Origin of the sequence: Delftia sp. WSY_12 (assembly GCF_043104645.1) — a bacterium.
Lineage (GTDB): Bacteria > Pseudomonadota > Gammaproteobacteria > Burkholderiales > Burkholderiaceae_C > Comamonas > Comamonas tsuruhatensis.
The window spans coordinates 201874-218516 of record NZ_JBICKW010000003.1; the positions used below are offsets into that span (position 1 = coordinate 201874).

General features: G+C 67.4%; 12 protein-coding genes. 5 read left to right on the forward strand and 7 right to left on the reverse strand.

The genetic code is table 11. The features are described from left to right. Positions 1-50 precede the first annotated feature (50 nt). Positions 51-1169 (reverse strand): type I-F CRISPR-associated protein Csy2, encoded by a 1119-nt coding sequence (gene csy2 / locus ACF8LI_RS01195; protein WP_392411739.1) that lies wholly within the window; start codon positions 1167-1169, stop codon positions 51-53. Beyond that, positions 1166-2572 carry a type I-F CRISPR-associated protein Csy1 gene (gene csy1 / locus ACF8LI_RS01200; RefSeq protein ID WP_392411741.1) on the reverse strand — a complete coding sequence of 469 codons (1407 nt, stop codon included), beginning with the start codon at positions 2570-2572 and terminating at the stop codon, positions 1166-1168. Before csy1 ends, csy2 begins: the two co-directional genes overlap by 4 nt. 503 nt (positions 2573-3075) lie before the next feature. Between csy1 and ACF8LI_RS01205 the strand changes: the two genes are divergently transcribed. Beyond that, positions 3076-3387, forward strand: coding sequence for a HigA family addiction module antitoxin (locus tag ACF8LI_RS01205; RefSeq protein WP_016451884.1), 312 nt, complete (start codon positions 3076-3078; stop codon positions 3385-3387). Positions 3388-3390: 3 nt separating this feature from the next. On the opposite strand, the gene cas3f is transcribed toward ACF8LI_RS01205, so the two are convergent. From cas3f to ACF8LI_RS01230, 5 genes are all read right to left on the reverse strand, one after another. Beyond that, complete coding sequence (gene cas3f / locus ACF8LI_RS01210) at positions 3391-6879, reverse strand: type I-F CRISPR-associated helicase Cas3f (RefSeq protein WP_392411743.1); 3489 nt, start codon at positions 6877-6879, stop codon at positions 3391-3393. After that, complete coding sequence (gene cas1f / locus ACF8LI_RS01215; RefSeq protein WP_392411745.1) at positions 6876-7898, reverse strand: type I-F CRISPR-associated endonuclease Cas1f; 1023 nt, start codon at positions 7896-7898, stop codon at positions 6876-6878. The genes cas3f and cas1f overlap by 4 nt, the downstream gene beginning before the upstream one ends. A 115-nt stretch (positions 7899-8013) precedes the next feature. Continuing rightward, positions 8014-9837 (reverse strand): dipeptidase, encoded by a 1824-nt coding sequence (locus ACF8LI_RS01220; RefSeq protein ID WP_392411748.1) that lies wholly within the window; start codon positions 9835-9837, stop codon positions 8014-8016. Between the two features lie 122 nt (positions 9838-9959). Then, entirely contained in the window at positions 9960-10430 is a 471-nt protein-coding gene (dtd, locus tag ACF8LI_RS01225) for a D-aminoacyl-tRNA deacylase (protein WP_392411750.1), read from the reverse strand. Continuing rightward, positions 10427-11419 carry a cation diffusion facilitator family transporter gene (locus tag ACF8LI_RS01230; RefSeq protein ID WP_392411752.1) on the reverse strand — a complete coding sequence of 331 codons (993 nt, stop codon included), beginning with the start codon at positions 11417-11419 and terminating at the stop codon, positions 10427-10429. Before ACF8LI_RS01230 ends, dtd begins: the two co-directional genes overlap by 4 nt. Before the next feature lie 73 nt (positions 11420-11492). On the opposite strand from ACF8LI_RS01230, the gene ACF8LI_RS01235 reads away from it, so the two are divergent. From ACF8LI_RS01235 to ACF8LI_RS01250, 4 genes are all read left to right on the forward strand, one after another. Then, positions 11493-13058 (forward strand): sensor histidine kinase, encoded by a 1566-nt coding sequence (locus tag ACF8LI_RS01235; RefSeq protein WP_392411754.1) that lies wholly within the window; start codon positions 11493-11495, stop codon positions 13056-13058. Then, complete coding sequence (locus tag ACF8LI_RS01240; protein WP_013804314.1) at positions 13055-13696, forward strand: response regulator transcription factor; 642 nt, start codon at positions 13055-13057, stop codon at positions 13694-13696. Before ACF8LI_RS01235 ends, ACF8LI_RS01240 begins: the two co-directional genes overlap by 4 nt. A 160-nt stretch (positions 13697-13856) precedes the next feature. Continuing rightward, positions 13857-14360, forward strand: coding sequence for a heme-binding protein (locus tag ACF8LI_RS01245; RefSeq protein WP_392411756.1), 504 nt, complete (start codon positions 13857-13859; stop codon positions 14358-14360). A 210-nt stretch (positions 14361-14570) separates the two neighbouring features. Next, positions 14571-16643, forward strand: coding sequence for a putative bifunctional diguanylate cyclase/phosphodiesterase (locus tag ACF8LI_RS01250; protein WP_392411759.1), 2073 nt, complete (start codon positions 14571-14573; stop codon positions 16641-16643).

Below are 16643 nucleotides of genomic sequence, written 5' to 3' on the forward strand. Positions count from 1 at the left end.
TTCAATCCTTTGGCAATACGGTGTGAAAGGCGGCGGTGCAAGGACGCTGGTCAGGTGTATGCATAGCTGTCGTCGTCTTCCTGCTCCTGGGCTGCGGCGTCATCAGGGTCGGCCACGGCTGCGGGGTCTGGCACGTAGCCGCTGCGGCAGCGGTAAAGGCCCCGCTTTTCATCGGTGTGCGCATGCCACAGCAGTTGCTCCAGATGGGTGAGGCGGTGCGGGCTGATCCATTCGCCCAGCGAATAGACCGACTCCACGAAGCGCAGCGGCGTGGCGGCATCGCGGGCGTTGAGCACTTCGCCCGCGACATGTGATGGCGAGAGTGCCGCGTAGCCCACGGGCACAGGCACGATCCACCCGCTGCCCGGGCCGCGCCAGGGGTCTGCCCATGGCTGCTTGCCATCGGCAGGCGGGGGCTGGCCTTCGGCCGCTGCCACGGGCTCATGGTTGAAGCGCGATGCATGCAGCCAGGCGTCGAGCAGCGTGGTGTGCGCCGCTTTGTCGCGCAGCCTGTGCAGGCGGTCGGCCAGCAGATCGTCACGCCCCACCAGGGCGAAGCCCGGCAGCCACTGGCGCCGCCATTCGCGGAACTGGCGGCTGCGCTCCGTGGCGTCTTCTGCCAGCACGGACAGCCTGGGGCGCACGCGCCTGCCGGGCGCGGCGCGTGATGGCAGCAGGCTGCCGCCGGCCACGCGCATTTGCGACAGGATTTGCCCGGCTTCATCGGCCCATTGCTGCATCTGCGGCCCGGCACTCTGCACCAACGTGGCCGCAGCGCCTGCGGCGCGTTTTTCCGAAACGGCGAAGACCAGGGAGATGTCGAGGTGGATGCGGCCTTCCTCGACGATAGAAGGAGGGGTACCTTCCTCCAACTTTCTAGCTTGGTCTGCGGTAGCAACGTAAGGCTTGCGCAAATGAAAAGTGTGAGGGTCGTACAACTTCCCTGAACCTCTGACCTGCTCCTGATGGTGGTGGCAGACCACGCCCACTGCGTGCAGGCGCAAGGGGATGCCGGCCTGCGCCAGCTTGCGCTCCAGCGCCCACATCAGGCCGGTGAAGGCGGTGATGGAGGGGAAGCCATGGGTGAGCGGGCTGGAGATGGCGTTGGCGTTCTGTACGCGCAGATGGGGGAAGGTCAGGATGGCCTGCGGTTGTGGGGATTGCCTCATACCACGCCCCCCCTGTGCATCACCAGTTCATCATGCGTTTTGCGGATAGGGATATAGGCCGGGGCGTCCAGCCTTTTGCGCAGTTCACGCAACTGCTGCACAAAACCATCCTCATCGGTCAGCAGCTCTTTCCGCCACACACGCGCCTCGGCGTCGCCCACAGGCAACTGGCCGAACAGCTGGCTGTTGAGCCAGTTGGCAAAGCGTTTGCCTACCTCGGCAGGCCAGTCCATCCAAAGCCATTCGCGGGCGAAATCTGCTTCATCGCGCAGTTCGGCCCGCAATGGGTCCAGCCACAGTTGCTCTTCGCGCACCAGCTTGCCGAAGCGTTCCGAGTCGCAGCTCCAGCCAGCTGGCAGGGCCTGCTGCACTTCGCCGGCGAGCGAGACCATTTCATCGATCAGCGCATCGACGAAGGCTTCGCGGCGCTCGCGCGTTTGCAGGTTGGGCTCCGGGTCGGTCGCAAGGAAGGCACGCAGCTTGCGCACCGTGCTGCGCACCTCGGGACGGCTAATGAACAGCTTGTCGAACACGGAGCTGGCATGCACCGGCAGCCGTACATCGCTACTGCGCCAGACCGGTGGCAGCGAAGCCAGCAGGTAGTTGACCCCGCCACGCTCGCTGTTGAGCTGGGAAATATTCTGTGGCTTTGTCCCTCCCATCTTCTGGACGGCCAGCCCCGGGTAGTCATGGAAGACGCCGTCATGCGCCTTGCGCTCGCGCCGCGCCTGCCGGGCCGCCTTGTTGCTTTCCCCAAAGCGGTCTTCCTGCACCTGCGCATGCACGGCATGCGCCAGCGAGGTAGCAAACAACGGCGCCAGCAATTCATAGCCTTCATCGGCACAGGCATCGCTGCCCGTCAGCCAGTACAACTGCTTGGCCCGCGTGTGCGAACTGGGTATGCCCGCGCGCGGCTGGGTCAGGCCGACGAAGGCATCGCGCAAGCCCATGGCCTGCTGCGGGTCCTCATGCAAGGCCTGGAGCGCGCCCGGGTCTTGCGCCAGCAGCGCGGCCAGCAGGCTGGTGCCGTCCACCTCGACCTTGAGGAACTTGTAGACGTCGAGCGCCGCCGCATTGCCCACCACATCGCCAGAGAAGGACTGCCCCAGCGCATGGCTTCCCAGTTCCTGCAGCACGGGCAGGCCGGCCGGCTCCACATAGAGATTGGTGCCGCGCGCATCGGGATGTATGGGCTTGAGGGAGTGGGTGACGGCCTGGATTTGATCGACGCGCTTGGCAGCACTGGCCACCCAGGTATCACGCAGGAATGATGCGACGAGTTCGTCACGCTGAGGATCGTCAGGCTTGAGCTTTTCGAGCTTGGATTGCAATCGTTCTTGCAGGAACTGGTCGATTGCCGCACGAAAACCTGCCTTGCGCCCTGTTGCCGGGGCGTTGGACATAGGGATCACCTTTCGTGAGAAATGAAAGATAATTCCTCGGTCAACGAACTGACCGAGGAACTTGATGTTGCGACTGGAAAGTCGTCATAACGCTCTTCTGAGCGCGTGATTGCTAGCCACTGTGACCTCTCTTTCTTGGTTAGCGCCTTGAGAGCACGTTGTTGACACAGTCACCACCTGTTGTTAGCGCAGCAGGTGGTGGCATTCCATAATTCCAACCAGTCAACTCTTCACGATAAACCGCAGGTTTAAATAACCAACTTGGCAGCTGGATCGTAGCCGCTACGTGGTATCTTCGCAACCGCTTTCGAACAGGAAGCTCAGAAAAGTCACCTCTTCAAGATGACCGCCACATTTCTGCTGAACAAGCAGCGCCTTTGCCACTGAAGTGCTTCAACAGGCTGCCAAGTGGCAACCTTGCCAACCCAAAGATCAAGCGGCACTGCCAATCCGTGCAACACAGATAGCCGAAATCGACTCGCCTTCATGGAGTTGGAGTTTGGATGATCAAAGCAGAGATGCGCCCCATACACCCAGGTGAAGTCCTGCGCGAGGACTACCTGAAGCCCATGGACATGAGCGCCAACGCGCTGGCCAGGCACCTGCACGTTCCCGCCTCGCGCGTGAACGACATCGTGCTGGAGCGGCGCGGCATCACGGCCGACACGGCGCTGCGGCTGAGCCGCTTCTTTGGGGGCGACGCGCAGTCCTGGCTGAACCTTCAGACCGCCTACGACCTGCGCACGGCAGAGCTGAACGCGGAGTTGCAGGCGTCCGTGAGGCAAGTTCATCCGATGCAGCTGCATACCGCCTGATCCTCAGGCCCGGCCCACAAAGCCCAGCGCGCCATGCCAGCGCCAGCCCTGTGCCTTGTCGGGCAGGCTGGCCGTGGCGTACTTGCTTGCACAGGCATCCAGCGCCAGCCCCTTGCCCTGCGCCAGGGCAAGCAGTTCATGCATCAGGTCGGCCTGCCCCCATGCAGTGACAGACCCCTTCCGTGGGTCCAATGGCTCCCGGTGCAGCAGGCTGTCCTGCACCAGCACATACAGCTTGTCACCCCGCCGCTGGCCATCGACCACGCGGTGCAGTTGCAGGCCCTCTTCCTCCTCGTCCGGCAGAAACACCACATCCACGCGCGGCAGCGGGTCGTAGCGAAAGCGCTGGAACTGCGGCAGCAGGCCCGTGAGCCAGAAGCGGGCTGGGCTGGCCCAGTGCAGGCTGGCGGCGCGCAGCACCGGCGTGGCATCCGGGCTGTCTGCGGGGCGCGGCAGCATGGTGTCGTGCATGCGGGCGTGTTCCAGGTCCACGAGGTTCCTGGCCGGGTGGAACTGCTCCCTGGCCACTTCGATGCGGGCGCGGGCATCCACGGGCCAGAGGGGCTCGCCCTTGGTGTGCTTGGCCAGCAGCGATTGCAGGTCATGCGAGCGCAGGTGGAAGTACCGCGCCGTATCCGCCTTGTCATCCACCGGCTCCATCTCGAAACCCGGCTTGCAGAATGCCGCCCGGCCTGGATGCTCGAAAGCGCGCAGGTTGCTGTCCAGCACCCGCATGTTGGCCTCCTGCACCGCACCCGGCCGGTGGCGCCGCACGCGTCCGGCCAGCTGGATCAGCGAGCGCATGGACGAGGGCTCGACCACGGCCCAGTCATAGTCGTGGTCGCGGCCCACTTCGGTGACGGGGGAGCCGAGCACGATGAAGAGGTGTTCGACCTCATCGTTGGCATCAAGCAATGCGCGGATGGCCGGCCTCTGGAAGATGGGGTCTGCGCCGTCGGGGGAGCGGCGGTCCAGCACGGTGTCCAGGTGCCGCTCAATGCTGGAACGCACCAGCAGCGGAAACTGCGAGTGGTAGACGCACAGGTGCACACGCACGCCCGGTGCAGGAGCGCCCTGGCCATACATGGCCACGGCCACGTCGAACAGCGGCTCGATATTGGCCATGCGGATGAGGCCGAAGCTCACACGCTTGCCACTGGCGGGGTCAATGCCATGGTTGCCCGGCTGCTGGTGCAGCTGCCATGCATGCTCCAGCGCGATGCGCGCAAAATCCCGACGCCGCGCGGCCGGGTCAAGCCCCTGCCAGCCGGCAGGCAGGGGAGCGATGGCAGCCAGGCGCCGCACCTCGGCCCGGGCGAGCTGGGCCACGCGCTTTTGCACAAAGCCTTCATGGCCTGTGCGAAACCCTGCGCCATCGGCGCAGTCCAGTGCCTGCTGGTGGTACTCGTCCACCCACAGGCAGCAGATGGCAACGGGCTCGCCGGGCCGCTCGCCGCGATGGCGCTGGAAGATCTCGCGCCCGGCGCGGTATGCCAGGTACAGCCCCTCCACCAGCGCTGGCGGCAAGGTGGCCGAGGACAGCAGCACGCGTGAGCCCAGCAGGCCTGCCCAGTGCACGAGCCGCGTGAGCGCGGGCAGGTCGGCCATGTCGAAATCATCGGGCTCGTCCAGTACCAGGTCGCCCGTCATGAGGCGCAGCATGGGCGCGATCTGGCGGCCGCCGCGCAGGCTTTCGGTGGCGGGCGTGAGGTGGTCCACGGTGCAGGCCAGCACGGGCGCGGCGATCAGCGAGCGCACCTGCGCATCGTCGGTCAGGCGCTGCAGCAGTGGGTGCTGGTCATTGCCGTCAAACAGGACTTGCCCGCCTTCGTCGAGCAGCGCCTGGCGCGAGGCCGAACCCGTGGCCTCGGCCTGCGCTTCCCAGTACTCGAACAGCGCGCGGCTGGCCGCGCCGCCGACCTTGATGGCGAGCTGGTCGTCGCCCAGTCCCAGGTCGCTCTGGAACACCCGCCCCGTCTGCAGCGTGAGCGTGCGTAGGCCGATGGCGAAGGCACAGCGCATGCCCACGCCCGGGTCAGCCAGCGCGTTCATGATGCGGGCATTGCCCAGCGTCTTGCCGCAGCCCGTGGAAGCCATGTTGACGATGAAGCCGCCCTGGCTGGCGGCCCGGTGGCGCACGCTGGCAGCCAGGTCGGCGGCCTTGTCCTGCCACTGGAAGCGCGCGTTGCTGCTGCGCTTCTTGAGGCCGCGATGGCTACGCAGGGCCGGCAGGCTGCGCGCCAGCGTGGGCAGCGAGCGCGCCACCAGCGTGGCATGGGCCTGCACGCCGAGCAGGTGTTCGTCCAGTGTCTGGTTGAACGCAGCCGAGATGCCTGGCGCAGCACTTTTTCGCAAGGTGTTGGCATGCAGCGGGTAGGTCGCATTGCGGAAAGGCCGGCGGCGCGCTTCGTCCTCGATGCTGGAGTAGTGGTGGTCGGCCAGCATCAGGCACAGGCGCGAGAGGTGCAGCGTGAACGGATCGCCCAGGCTTGCTGCGTCAAGCGACCGGCCCGCCAGCTCCTGCAGCTTGAGCGCATAGCGCGCCGCCTGCTTGCGCCAGGCGGCCGTGGCCACCGGAAGGCCCTGCGGGAAATCCCAATGGGTCCGCACTTTCGCCGGGTCGGCTTTCTCGCGCGGCTCGTTCCAGTCGGCGCTGATGCGCTGCAGCAGCTGCTCGATCTCATTGCTGTTGACGAAGCGCGGGCGCGCGCCGAAGCGGCACCATTGGCGGCGGTCGGGCTCCAGCTCGTCGTCGGACTCCTGCCGGCCTGCAGCGACCGGCATGCAGGGCAGCCGATGGTGTGTCAGAACCAGCCAGGCCACGGCGGTGGCCAGCGGCGGCAGCGCCTTGAACGGCAGATGCTGGCTGGCCTGCGGCTCGTCCAGGCCATCGCGCAGAAGGCGGCCGCTGCGGTGATCCAGCCATTGCGCCTCAAAGGCCCGGGCATCGGCGGCCTCATCCACACAGGCTGCCAGCCTTTGCAGCCATGCCGCGTCGCCGTCGCCGCCCACGAAAGCCTGGAACAGCCGCACCGACACCCATTCATGGCGGTAGTGGTTGCGCTCGCGCAGGCCAGGATTCTTCAGCCGGTCCTGGAATGCCTGGGTGGCCTTGCCCAGGTCATGCACCAGGGCCGCCAAAGCGGCCAGCGCCGTGATCAGTGGCAGGTGGTGCCAGTGGCTTTCATCTTCGGCGCGCAGCACGTTGCTGGCCGAGGTGTTGGTGGGCACGGCGCCTTCGGCGTTGAACTGGCGCCCGTCGCCTACGATCCACAGCAGTTCACTGTGGTCACGTCCGCGTATCCAGTGGCAGGCCACGGCGGTGTTCTTGCGCGCGCTCTGGCGCAGCAGCTTGCGCACGGTATCGAGCCCGGCCGCCGTGATGGGTGTCTGCCAGGTGCGGTCGCCGCGCCGCTCGGCAAACTGGTCGAGGATGCGGCGCGTTTCGGTGAGGGCGCGCTTGCTGCACTGGGAGACGAAGAGCACGTTCATGTGCCGCCCTCTTGCGCAGCGCCGGGCGTTGTGGGCGTGGTGGGCGCGCCGGCCATGCGCGCCGTGTCAACGGCAATGCGCTTGAGCGTGTCGATGATGAAGTCCAGCGATTCGCTGCGCGTAAGGGCCTCTATGCATTGGCGGCGAAATTGCGGCTCGTCGTCGCCGCGCATGGCCGACAGGAAGGCCTGGGGCAGGATGGCGGCATCCTTGACCAGATCGGCCGCATCGAACACCAGGCCGCCGCGCCGCGTCTTGCCATGCAGCACGGCCAGGCCGTGGGGCAGGCCCAGCACCCATGTGGCCGTGGCGCCCAGTCCGTAGGCCAGGTAGTTGCCATGGTCCAGATAGCGGTTGGCTGCATCGGTGCCGGTGCCGCGCTTGGCGCGTGTGAATTCGCCATATCCCACGGCGTCCACGGCGAGCTTGAACAAGGCCTTGGTCAGCCGTGCCTCATCGGTCAGCAGTGTCATGACATCGGGCGCATTGGCCATCAGCGCCGCAAATTGCTGCACCAGCGCCTTCAGGCGCTCCATGTCCACGGCAAAGCCGGATTCATGCAAGGCACGTGCACTCCATTCCTGCTGCAGCCGCTGCAATCGCAAAGCCTGCAATTGTTTGGCGGCATGCAGGCGCAGTTCATCGTCAAACCAGAATTGGACCCAGGCCTGCAGGTATTCAGTGGGGCGGTACTCGCTTTGCGGAGTGAGCCAGGCGACTTCCACATCGACTTCATTGGCGCTGAACAAAGGCGTGCCGCCGCCGCCGCAAAAGCCCACCAGCACCCCAGCCTTGGCCAGCTCCCGCATGGCCGCCTGCGTGATGGAGGTGCCGGTGCCCAGCAGGATGCTGGTGGTGTTGGCAATGGGAATATTCCAATACAGGCTGCGCTTGCCGGCATCGGTCACATATTCCACCCGCCCGCCATTGACCAGGACACGGCAGTGCTCAAGGTAATAGATGTTGGCGCGTTTGGAATGGAGAATGGTCTTGAGATCCTGGCCCTTGATATCCTGCATTGCTGCCTCCCGCAGGCAGTTGTATCAAATTGCCAATCCCCTTCAATGGCCTGCCCCAGGAATAAAAAGGCGCCTTGCTTCCACAAGGCGCCTTTCTTTACATCCCAGTGAATGATCACTGCATCTGCTTCAGATTCCCGATGCGCACCAGCATTTCCGTGAACATCTGCATGTCGGCGCGCAGGTCGGGCAGTTCCTTGTATTCGAGCGCGTTGTGCGCCGTGTACTTCTTGCCGGGCATGGCGGGGCCGAAGTTGATGGCGTTGGGCATGAGCTTGGCCGTGGTGCTGCCGGCCGTGGGCACGGGCTTGGCGTCCAGGCCCGTGGTGTCGCCGAAGATGTTGAGCAGGGTGGACAGCCAGGCGCCCTTGGGATCGCGCGCCATCCAGTTGCCCTGGGTGTACTGCAGGGTGAGGGGAACCTTGGCGGCCTCGCTCCAGCGGGTGATGCGCTGCTCGACTTCGGTGCGCAGCTGCTCGGGCGTCTTGCCGCGCGGCATGCGCACGTTGGTGGTGACTTCGAGCTTGCCGTCGGCCGCCTTGATGAGGTTGGGCGACAGGGTCAGCGGGCCCATGAAGTCGTCTGCATAGGCAACGCCCAGCTGCTTGCCGAGGTAGTCGAGGCCGAAGGCGCCGTTGATGTAGCGCAGGGCGTTGCTGTAGGCATTGGGCTGGACCAGGGCCACGCCATCGGTGGGCATGAGCACCTGCTGCAGGAACAGCGTCAGGCGCGGCACGGGGTTGACGCCTTCCTCGGGGCGGGAGCCGTGGGCCGAGGTGCCCGTGACCTTGACGGTGGCCGTCGCGCCGCTGTGCTGTATGTCGATGGTGAACGGCCCGCCCTGCCCGGCATAACTGGTGGTGAAGTCACCCTTGGCCGCCTGCAGGCGCGCGGCGATGGCGGCAATGGCGGCTTCGTCGCTGGCCGTGATGGTGGCGGTGGCGGTCTGGGCAATGGCGTTGGCCGAGGCGGCGCCGGCCATGGCGGTGATGGCCGGGCGGGCGGGGTCGGTCTTCACGTCGTCGAACACGGCCTTGAGCGCGCCCGAGCCTTTTTCCGCGACGACGGCGGGGTACTTGCTGTCCAGCACGATGTTGTAGGCGGGCAGCGTGGTCTTGCCCTGGTAGTACTTCATGGCATCGCCGCCGGTTTCCTCGGTGGTCTCGATCATGAGGCGTATGCCGCGCGACAGGGGCAGGCCGCTGTCCTTGACGGCCTTCATGGCGAACAGCACGGTGGCGATGGAGCCCTTGTCGTCGATGGTGCCGCGCCCGTAGATCCGATCAGGCATGGGTGGGACAAGCACAGGGGGATGGCTCATCAGGGTGATCCCGCTGTTGCCGGGCACAAAGGTAACCTCGAATGGGTTGATTTGCTTGCCGTCCAGCACCCATTCGGCGGCCACGGCAGGTACGACGTCGGCATGGGTGAGGATGCCGAATTCATCGGTGCCCGCGTTCGCTGCGTTCGCAGGCAGGGTGACCTCGAAGATGCGGTTGTCCACGTTGCGGTACTGCAGGCCGAAGTCCTTGGCCATCTGCTGCACCAGTTCGCCGAAAGCCAGGATGGCCGGGCTTTCGTGCGGCGGCACCTTGGGGTCGCGCACCGTGGGCAGGGCGACCATGCGCTCGATGCTGGCCAACACGGCCCGCTCCTGCGTCAGCCGCGTGTACAGGCCCAGCAGGCGGGCGATGTGGTTGAGTTCATCCCCCGTGAGCGCGGCGCCTGCGGCATGGCGCTGCACGGCCTGGGCGATGGCAGGCTGCGCGGCCGCGGCCTGCTTCAGGAAGCTGGCGAAGTCGGTAGGTGCCGGCTGCGCCTGGGCCAGCGCGTCCAGCGCGGGCTTCTTGAGGGTGTCGGCGCCGGCCGCGCCGCTCCACGCCAGGGCCATGCTCATGGCAAGGGCCAGGGTGGAGGCTTTGAACGGATGGTTCTTCATGGTCGTCGGTCTGTCGATGAATGCTGAGGCCGCAAGAATACGGGCTTTGCAGGCATGTTCCGACCAGGCCGCGCTCGCAGATCGCGCCAGAATCCGCCCCAGAACAGCAGGTCTGCGGCGCGCTATGCCGCGGTGGCCGGAGCTATCGACAGCGGGATGGTCACGGGCCCGTCGTTGAGCAGGTGCACCTGCATGTCGGCGCCGAAGCGGCCCGTGGCGACTTCCGGGTGCAGGGCGCGCGCCCGCTGCACGATGTAGTCGTACAGGCGCTCTCCCTCGGCCGGTGGCGCGGCGCGCGTGAAGCTGGGGCGGTTGCCGCCGCCGGTGTCGGCCGCCAGCGTGAACTGGCTGACGATGAGCAGGCCGCCGCAGCCGCCCTGCCCGTCCAGGTCCTGCACACTGCGGTTCATCTTGCCCGCGTCGTCGGCAAATATGCGCAGCTTGAGCATCTTGGCCAGCAGCTTGTCGGCCTCGGCCTCGGTGTCGCCGCGCTCTGCGCAGACCAGGGCCAGCAGGCCGGGGCCTATGCTGCCGGCGACCTGGCCATCGATTTCCACGCGGGCCTGTTTCACGCGCTGCAGGATGCTGATCATGGTTCGGGGTTCGGGTTCTTGTCGGTGGATGGGGAAGAAGTGTCCGCCTGGCCTGCCGCCTCAATGGCGGCTTCCATGGCGGTCTGCATGCCCAGGGGCAGCAGCTCTATGCGCGCATACAGGCCGGGCACGGCCTTCAGCAGTTCGGCCTCGATCTCGGTGCGCAGCCGCGCGGCGCGGGCCACGCTCCAGTCGCCGGGCACATGCATGTGCAGGTCGGCAAAGCTGCGCTCGCCGGCGCGCCGGCTGGAGATGTTGTCAAAGACCACGCCATGCGCGCGGTGCGCATGGCGGTCCAGAACGGCGTCGATGCGCAGGCGCTCGGGCGCGTCCAGGGCCTGGTCCATCAGGCCCTGGGAAGACTGCCAGACCAGTTGCGCGCCCTGCACGCAGATGTTGATCGCAACCCCCATGGCCACGGCCGCGTCCAGCCACAGCCAGCCTGTGAGCGCTGCGCCCATCAGGCCGATGACCACGCCGGCCGAGGTCCAGACATCGGTGAGCAGATGGCGGGCATCGCCCTCCAGCGCCATGGAGCGGTGCTGGCGCGCCGAGCGCAGCATGGCCACGGCCAGCAGGCCGTTGAGGGCAGAGCTGGCCACGGACAGCGCCAGGCCCCAGCCCAGCTGCTCCAGCGGCTGCGGGTTCCACAGCCGCGCCAGCGCCGCCCAGCCAATGGCCAGGCTGGCTCCGATGACCAGGATGCCCTCGAAGCCCGCAGAGAAGTACTCGGCCTTGTGGTGCCCATAGGGATGATCGGTGTCGGCCGGCCGCTTGGCGATGGTGACCATGGTCAGGGCGAACACGGCACCGGCAAGGTTGACGAAGGATTCGAGCGCGTCCGACAGCAGGCCCACCGAGCCCGTGAGCCACCAGGCCAGGGTCTTGAGCACGATGGTCAGCAGCGCCACAACGACCGAGATGCGCAGCAGGCTGTGCGGCGCCATCCAGTCGGGTGCGTTGGCGGTGGATGGAGTGGACTCGGCCATGCTGCGCTGCGATAGGTGGGGGTGCTGCGGATTAGACCACTGCCTGCGCGGGCCGCATGCCAGAATCCGCGCCATGAATGGATGGCAGCGATCAGCGGGGTGGGTGCTGGCCTGGGCCGTGGCCGCAGGCTGCGGCGCGGCCTGGCTGGCGCACGCTCGCCTGCAGTCGCTGCGCGAGGTCTTCGATACCGATGCCCGCATTGCCCACCGGCTGCTGAGCCAGCGCATGGTGCAGCACGATGCCATCCTGGGCACGCTGGCGCTGCTGCAGCCGCGCCAGCCCGCGCCCGACCAGGCCTCGTGGAAGCAGTTGCCGCGCCTGTATCCGCAGGTGCTGGATGTGGCGCGCCGCTCGGCCGCCGCAGGCGAGTCCTGGCCCGCGCCCTGGCCGCACGGCATGGCCGAGGCCGAGCGCCGCTCCCAGGCCAGCGGCCATGCCGAACTGGCCCTGGCCGATCTGGCCCGGGGCCGCCTGTACCTGGTGCAGGCCGGGCTGCCGGCCAGCTATGCATTGCTGCTGGACCTGCGAGCCACCATTCCCGCCGACGAATGGCCCATGCCACCGGCCACCAGTCCGGTGCGCGCCTGGCTGGCCCTGGGTGGGCAGGAATTCCTGATCCAGCCAGGCAACACCGGCTCGCCAGGCTGGAACACATGGTCCTGGGAGGTGAGCAAGACCCTGGCCTCACCCAGCCAGCCGCTGGTGCTGTACCTGCGCCAGCCGCTGGACGCCTCGGTGCTGCCCTGGACGGCCATGCTGGGCTGGGCCCTGGGCTGTGCGCTGGCCGTGGCCGCGCTGCGCGCCCTGCTGCGCCAGCGCGTGGCCCGCCGCCGCGCCGAGCAGTTGCTGCAGCTGGGCCAGGTGGCGCGGCTCAATACGCTGGGCGAACTGGCCGCAGGCATGGCGCATGAGCTGAACCAGCCGCTGACGGCCGTGCTGTCCAACAGCCAGGCCGCGCGCCGACTGCTGGCCGAGGACCCGCCCGAGATGGACGCCGCCCGCCAGGCCATGACGCAGGCGGCCGAGCAGGCCAAGCGTGCGTCCGCCGTGGTAGGCCGGCTGCGCCGCCTGGTGGAGCAACCGGGGCTTGCGCCCCAGGCCGAGCCGCTGGATCTGAACCAGGCCGTTGCCGAAGCGCTTTATCTGCTGGAGCCCGAGCTGCGGCGCCGCCAGGTCCAGGTCAAGGTGCAGATGAAAGTGCAGGCCGCCGATCTGCCCGCCGCCCAGGCCGACCCCGTGGCCGTGCAGCAAATACTGCACAACCTGCTGGTCAATGCATTGCAGGCCATGGACGAGCAGCCGCCCGCAACACGCCATCTGCGGGTGGAACTGGAACGACGCGACACCCGCCTGCTGGTGGCGGTGCAGGACAGCGGACCCGGCGTGGCGCCCGAGATGCGCCAGCGCCTGTTCACCCCGTTTGCCACGGGCCGCGCCCAGGGGCTGGGCCTGGGCCTGACGTTGAGCCAGAGCCTGGCCGAATCCATGGGCGGCAGCCTGGAGCTGGCCGCCTCGGGACCGGGCAGCGGAGCCCGCTTCGAGCTGCTGCTGCCTGCGGCGTGCGCCAGTGCATGCGCCAATGCATCCACGGCACGCGCCGCCCCCACCGCATCCACACCACCACCACCGAACCCATGACTGCCGCGCCTGCCCAAGACCTGTCCCCGCTGATCCATCTGGTCGATGACGACGAGGCCGTGCGCGACAGCCTGGCCCTGCTGATCGGCACCGTGGGCCTGCGCGTGCAGTGCTGGGCCGATCCGCTGGCCTTTCTCGAAGGGCTGGACCGTCAGGGCATAGGCGCCATCGTGATGGACGTGCGCATGCCCGGCATCGGCGGGCTGGCCCTGCTGGGCCGGCTGGTGGAGCAGGGCGTGGACCAGCCCGTGATCATGCTCACCGGCCATGGCACGGTGGACATGTGCCGGCGCGCCTTCAAGGCCGGCGCGGCCGAGTTCCTGGAAAAGCCCGTGGACGACGAGGTGCTGATCGACGCGCTGCAAGGCGCCGTGCGCCAGCATGTGCAGTCGCGCGAACGCCAGCAGGCCGACCGCGATGCGCAGCAGCGCTTCGCCCAGCTCTCGGCACGCGAGCGCGAGGTGCTGGCGCTGATCGTGCAGGGCCTGACCAACAAGGAGATAGGCCGCAGCCTGGAGCTGTCGCCGCGCACGGTGGAAACGCACCGCGCCAACCTCTTCGCCAAGCTGGAGGCGCCCAGCCTGGCCCAGCTCATACGCCGCTACGCCAGCCTGGCGGACACGGCGGCAGGCGCCTGAAGCGCCACCTCCTCGCCCAGCAGCGCGCCTGGCTTCTCCGTATTTCTACGCAGCGCCGCGCGTAGCCGTCCGAATGGTGCGCGGCGGCGGCATTTTCTACAGTGCATGCATGCCGTCCGGGCTTGTGGCCCGGGCCGTACCGACCCCCAAGGAGAAGACCATGCAACGCCACGCCACCAAGCTCGCCACCCTCGCTGCCCTGACCCTGGGCCTGATCGCCACCGCCGCCCAGGCCGAGGCCGTGCGCACGGAAAAGAACATGTCGCTGGAGCTGGCCAACCAGATCGCCGCACGCAGCGTGGCCGCCTGCGCCGCCGACGGCTATGCCGTCACCGCCACCGTGGTGGACCGTGCCGGCACCGTGCGCGCCGTGCAGCGCGCCGACAATGCCGGCCCCCACACGCTGGAGGCCAGCCGTCTGAAGGCCTATACGGCCGCATCGGCCAAGAACAGCACGCTGGCCATCATGGAAGGCGCGCAGAAGAACCCCGGCGCCGCCAACCTGGTGAACATTCCCGGCTACCTGCTGCTGGGCGGCGGGCTGCCGGTGAAGGTGGGCAACGAGGTGATCGGCGCCGTGGGCATCGGCGGCGCGCCTGGCGGCCACCTGGACGACAAATGCGCCCAGGCCGCGCTGGGCCAGGTGCAGGAACTGCTCAAGTAAGGCGCCCGCAAGGGCTACCACACTGCGCCGCACCGCGCCCGGCCGCGCCTGCCCTTGATGCGGCGCTGCAAAAAAAAGACAGGCCGCCACGGCGGCCCCTGATGCCCGACAGCCGCACGCGCCCCCACGCGTCAGCGGCCGCTCACCCTCGCACAAGAGCGCTATCAAAATCTCTGCGATTCCGCTATAAATCCCCAGCGAGGGGGACGCATGCCAGAGAACATCGATGCGCAAGACACGGGGCCCGATGATGCGCTGTTGCGGCTGATAGCAGACACGGCTCCGGCCATGCTGGCCTATTTCGATGCGCGCACGCTGCGCTGCCGCTTCGCCAACATCAACTACGCACGCAATTTCGGCTTGACGCCCGCCGAGGCCGTGGGCAAGACCGTGCGCGAGATCGTGGGCGAGGCCGTGTGGCAGCTCATCGCGCCGCAGGTGGAGCGCGGCCTGCACGGCGAGCATGTGCGCTACGAGCGCGAAGTGCCCCAGCCGGATGGACCGCCGCGCCATATCGAGTCGCTGCTGATGCCGCACTTCGAGCAGGGCCGGCTGCAGGGCGCCGTGGTGCAGATCACCGACGTGAGCCACCACCACCATGTGGCGCAGAAGGTGCGTGACAGCGAAGAGCGCATGCGCAAGTTCACCGAGGTCACGACCGAGGCCATCGTCATGCACCGCGACGGCCTCATCATCGACGGCAACGAGGCCCTGTCCCGCCTGGCCGGCTACACGCTGGACGAGCTGATCGGCCGCCCCATCCTCGACTACATCTGCCCGGAATTCCGCCTCTACGCGCTGCAGTACATGCGCAGCGGCCGCGAGGACCGTTTCGACGGCGCCATCCAGCACAAGGACGGCCACCGCATCCCCGTGGAGATAGAGGCCAAGACCATGCCGGCCGAGGGCGGGCCCTACCGCATCGTGCTGGTGCGCGACATCACGCTGCGCCAGCTGGCCCAGGAGCGCATGGACTTCCTGGCCCAGCACGACCAGCTGACCCAGTTGCCCAACCGGGTGCGCCTGATCCAGATGCTGCGCCAGGCGCTGTCGCTGGCCTCGGTCAAGCAGCGCACGCTGGCCGTGCTCCTCATCGACCTGGACCATTTCAAGACCATCAACGACTCGCTGGGCCACCAGGCCGGCGACCTGCTGCTGTGCGAGGTCGCCCAGCGCCTGCGCGGCAGCGTGCGCGCCCATGATCTGGTGGCGCGCGTGGGCGGCGACGAATTCGTGGTCGTGCTCACCGATGATCCCGATCCGCAGGAGACCGAGACCCAGGCCAGGCACCTGCAACGCATCATCGAGGCACCCTGCACCATCGACGGCACGCCGCTGGTGGTCTCGCCATGCATGGGCATCGCCATGTACCCGGGCGACGGAAAAAGCGCCGAGGAACTGCTCAACCGCGCCGAAAGCGCCACGCACACGGCCAAGGACAGCGGCCGGCGCAACCTGCAGTTCTACGCACCCGCCCACGGCGGCCAGGCCACCCAGATGCTGATGCAGGAGCAGCAACTGCGCGGCGCGCTGGAGCGCGGCGAGTTCGAGCTGCACTACCAGCCCCAGACCTTCACGGCCGATGGCCGGCTGGCGGGCTTCGAGGCCCTGGTGCGCTGGCGCCACCCGCAGCGCGGCCTGGTGCTGCCCGGCGAGTTCATCGGCTTTGCCGAGGCGCGCGGCCTGATCTCGGCCATAGACCACTGGGTGCTGCGCGAGGCCTGCCGCCAGGCTCGCCAGTGGCAGGACGAGGGGCTGCGGCCCGTACCCCTGTCCGTGAATGTCTCCGCGCTGGAATTTCGCCAGCGCAACATGGCGCGCGAGGTGGCCCTGGTGCTGGAGGAAACCGGCCTGGAAGCGCGCTGGCTGCACATCGAGCTGACAGAGTCCACGCTGATGCACACCAGCGGCCAGGTGCAGGACACCTTGCAGGCGCTGCAGGCCCTGGGCGTGGGCCTGGCCATCGACGACTTCGGCACCGGCTATTCCTCGCTGGCCTATCTGCGCCGCCACCCCATCAACCAGCTCAAGATAGACCGGTCCTTCATCGCCGACGTGCCCGATAGCGAGGACGACACGGCCATCGTCACCGCCATCGTGCAGATGGGCCACAGCCTGCATCTGGACATCGTCGCTGAAGGCGTGGAAACACCTGCCCAATTGGAGCTTTTGCGCGACCTGGGCTGCGGCATGATGCAGGGGTACCTTGTGGCGCCGCCCATGCCGGCCGACAGAGCGCGCGCCTGGCAGTTGCACAACAGTCATCCAGTCCAACGACAATAG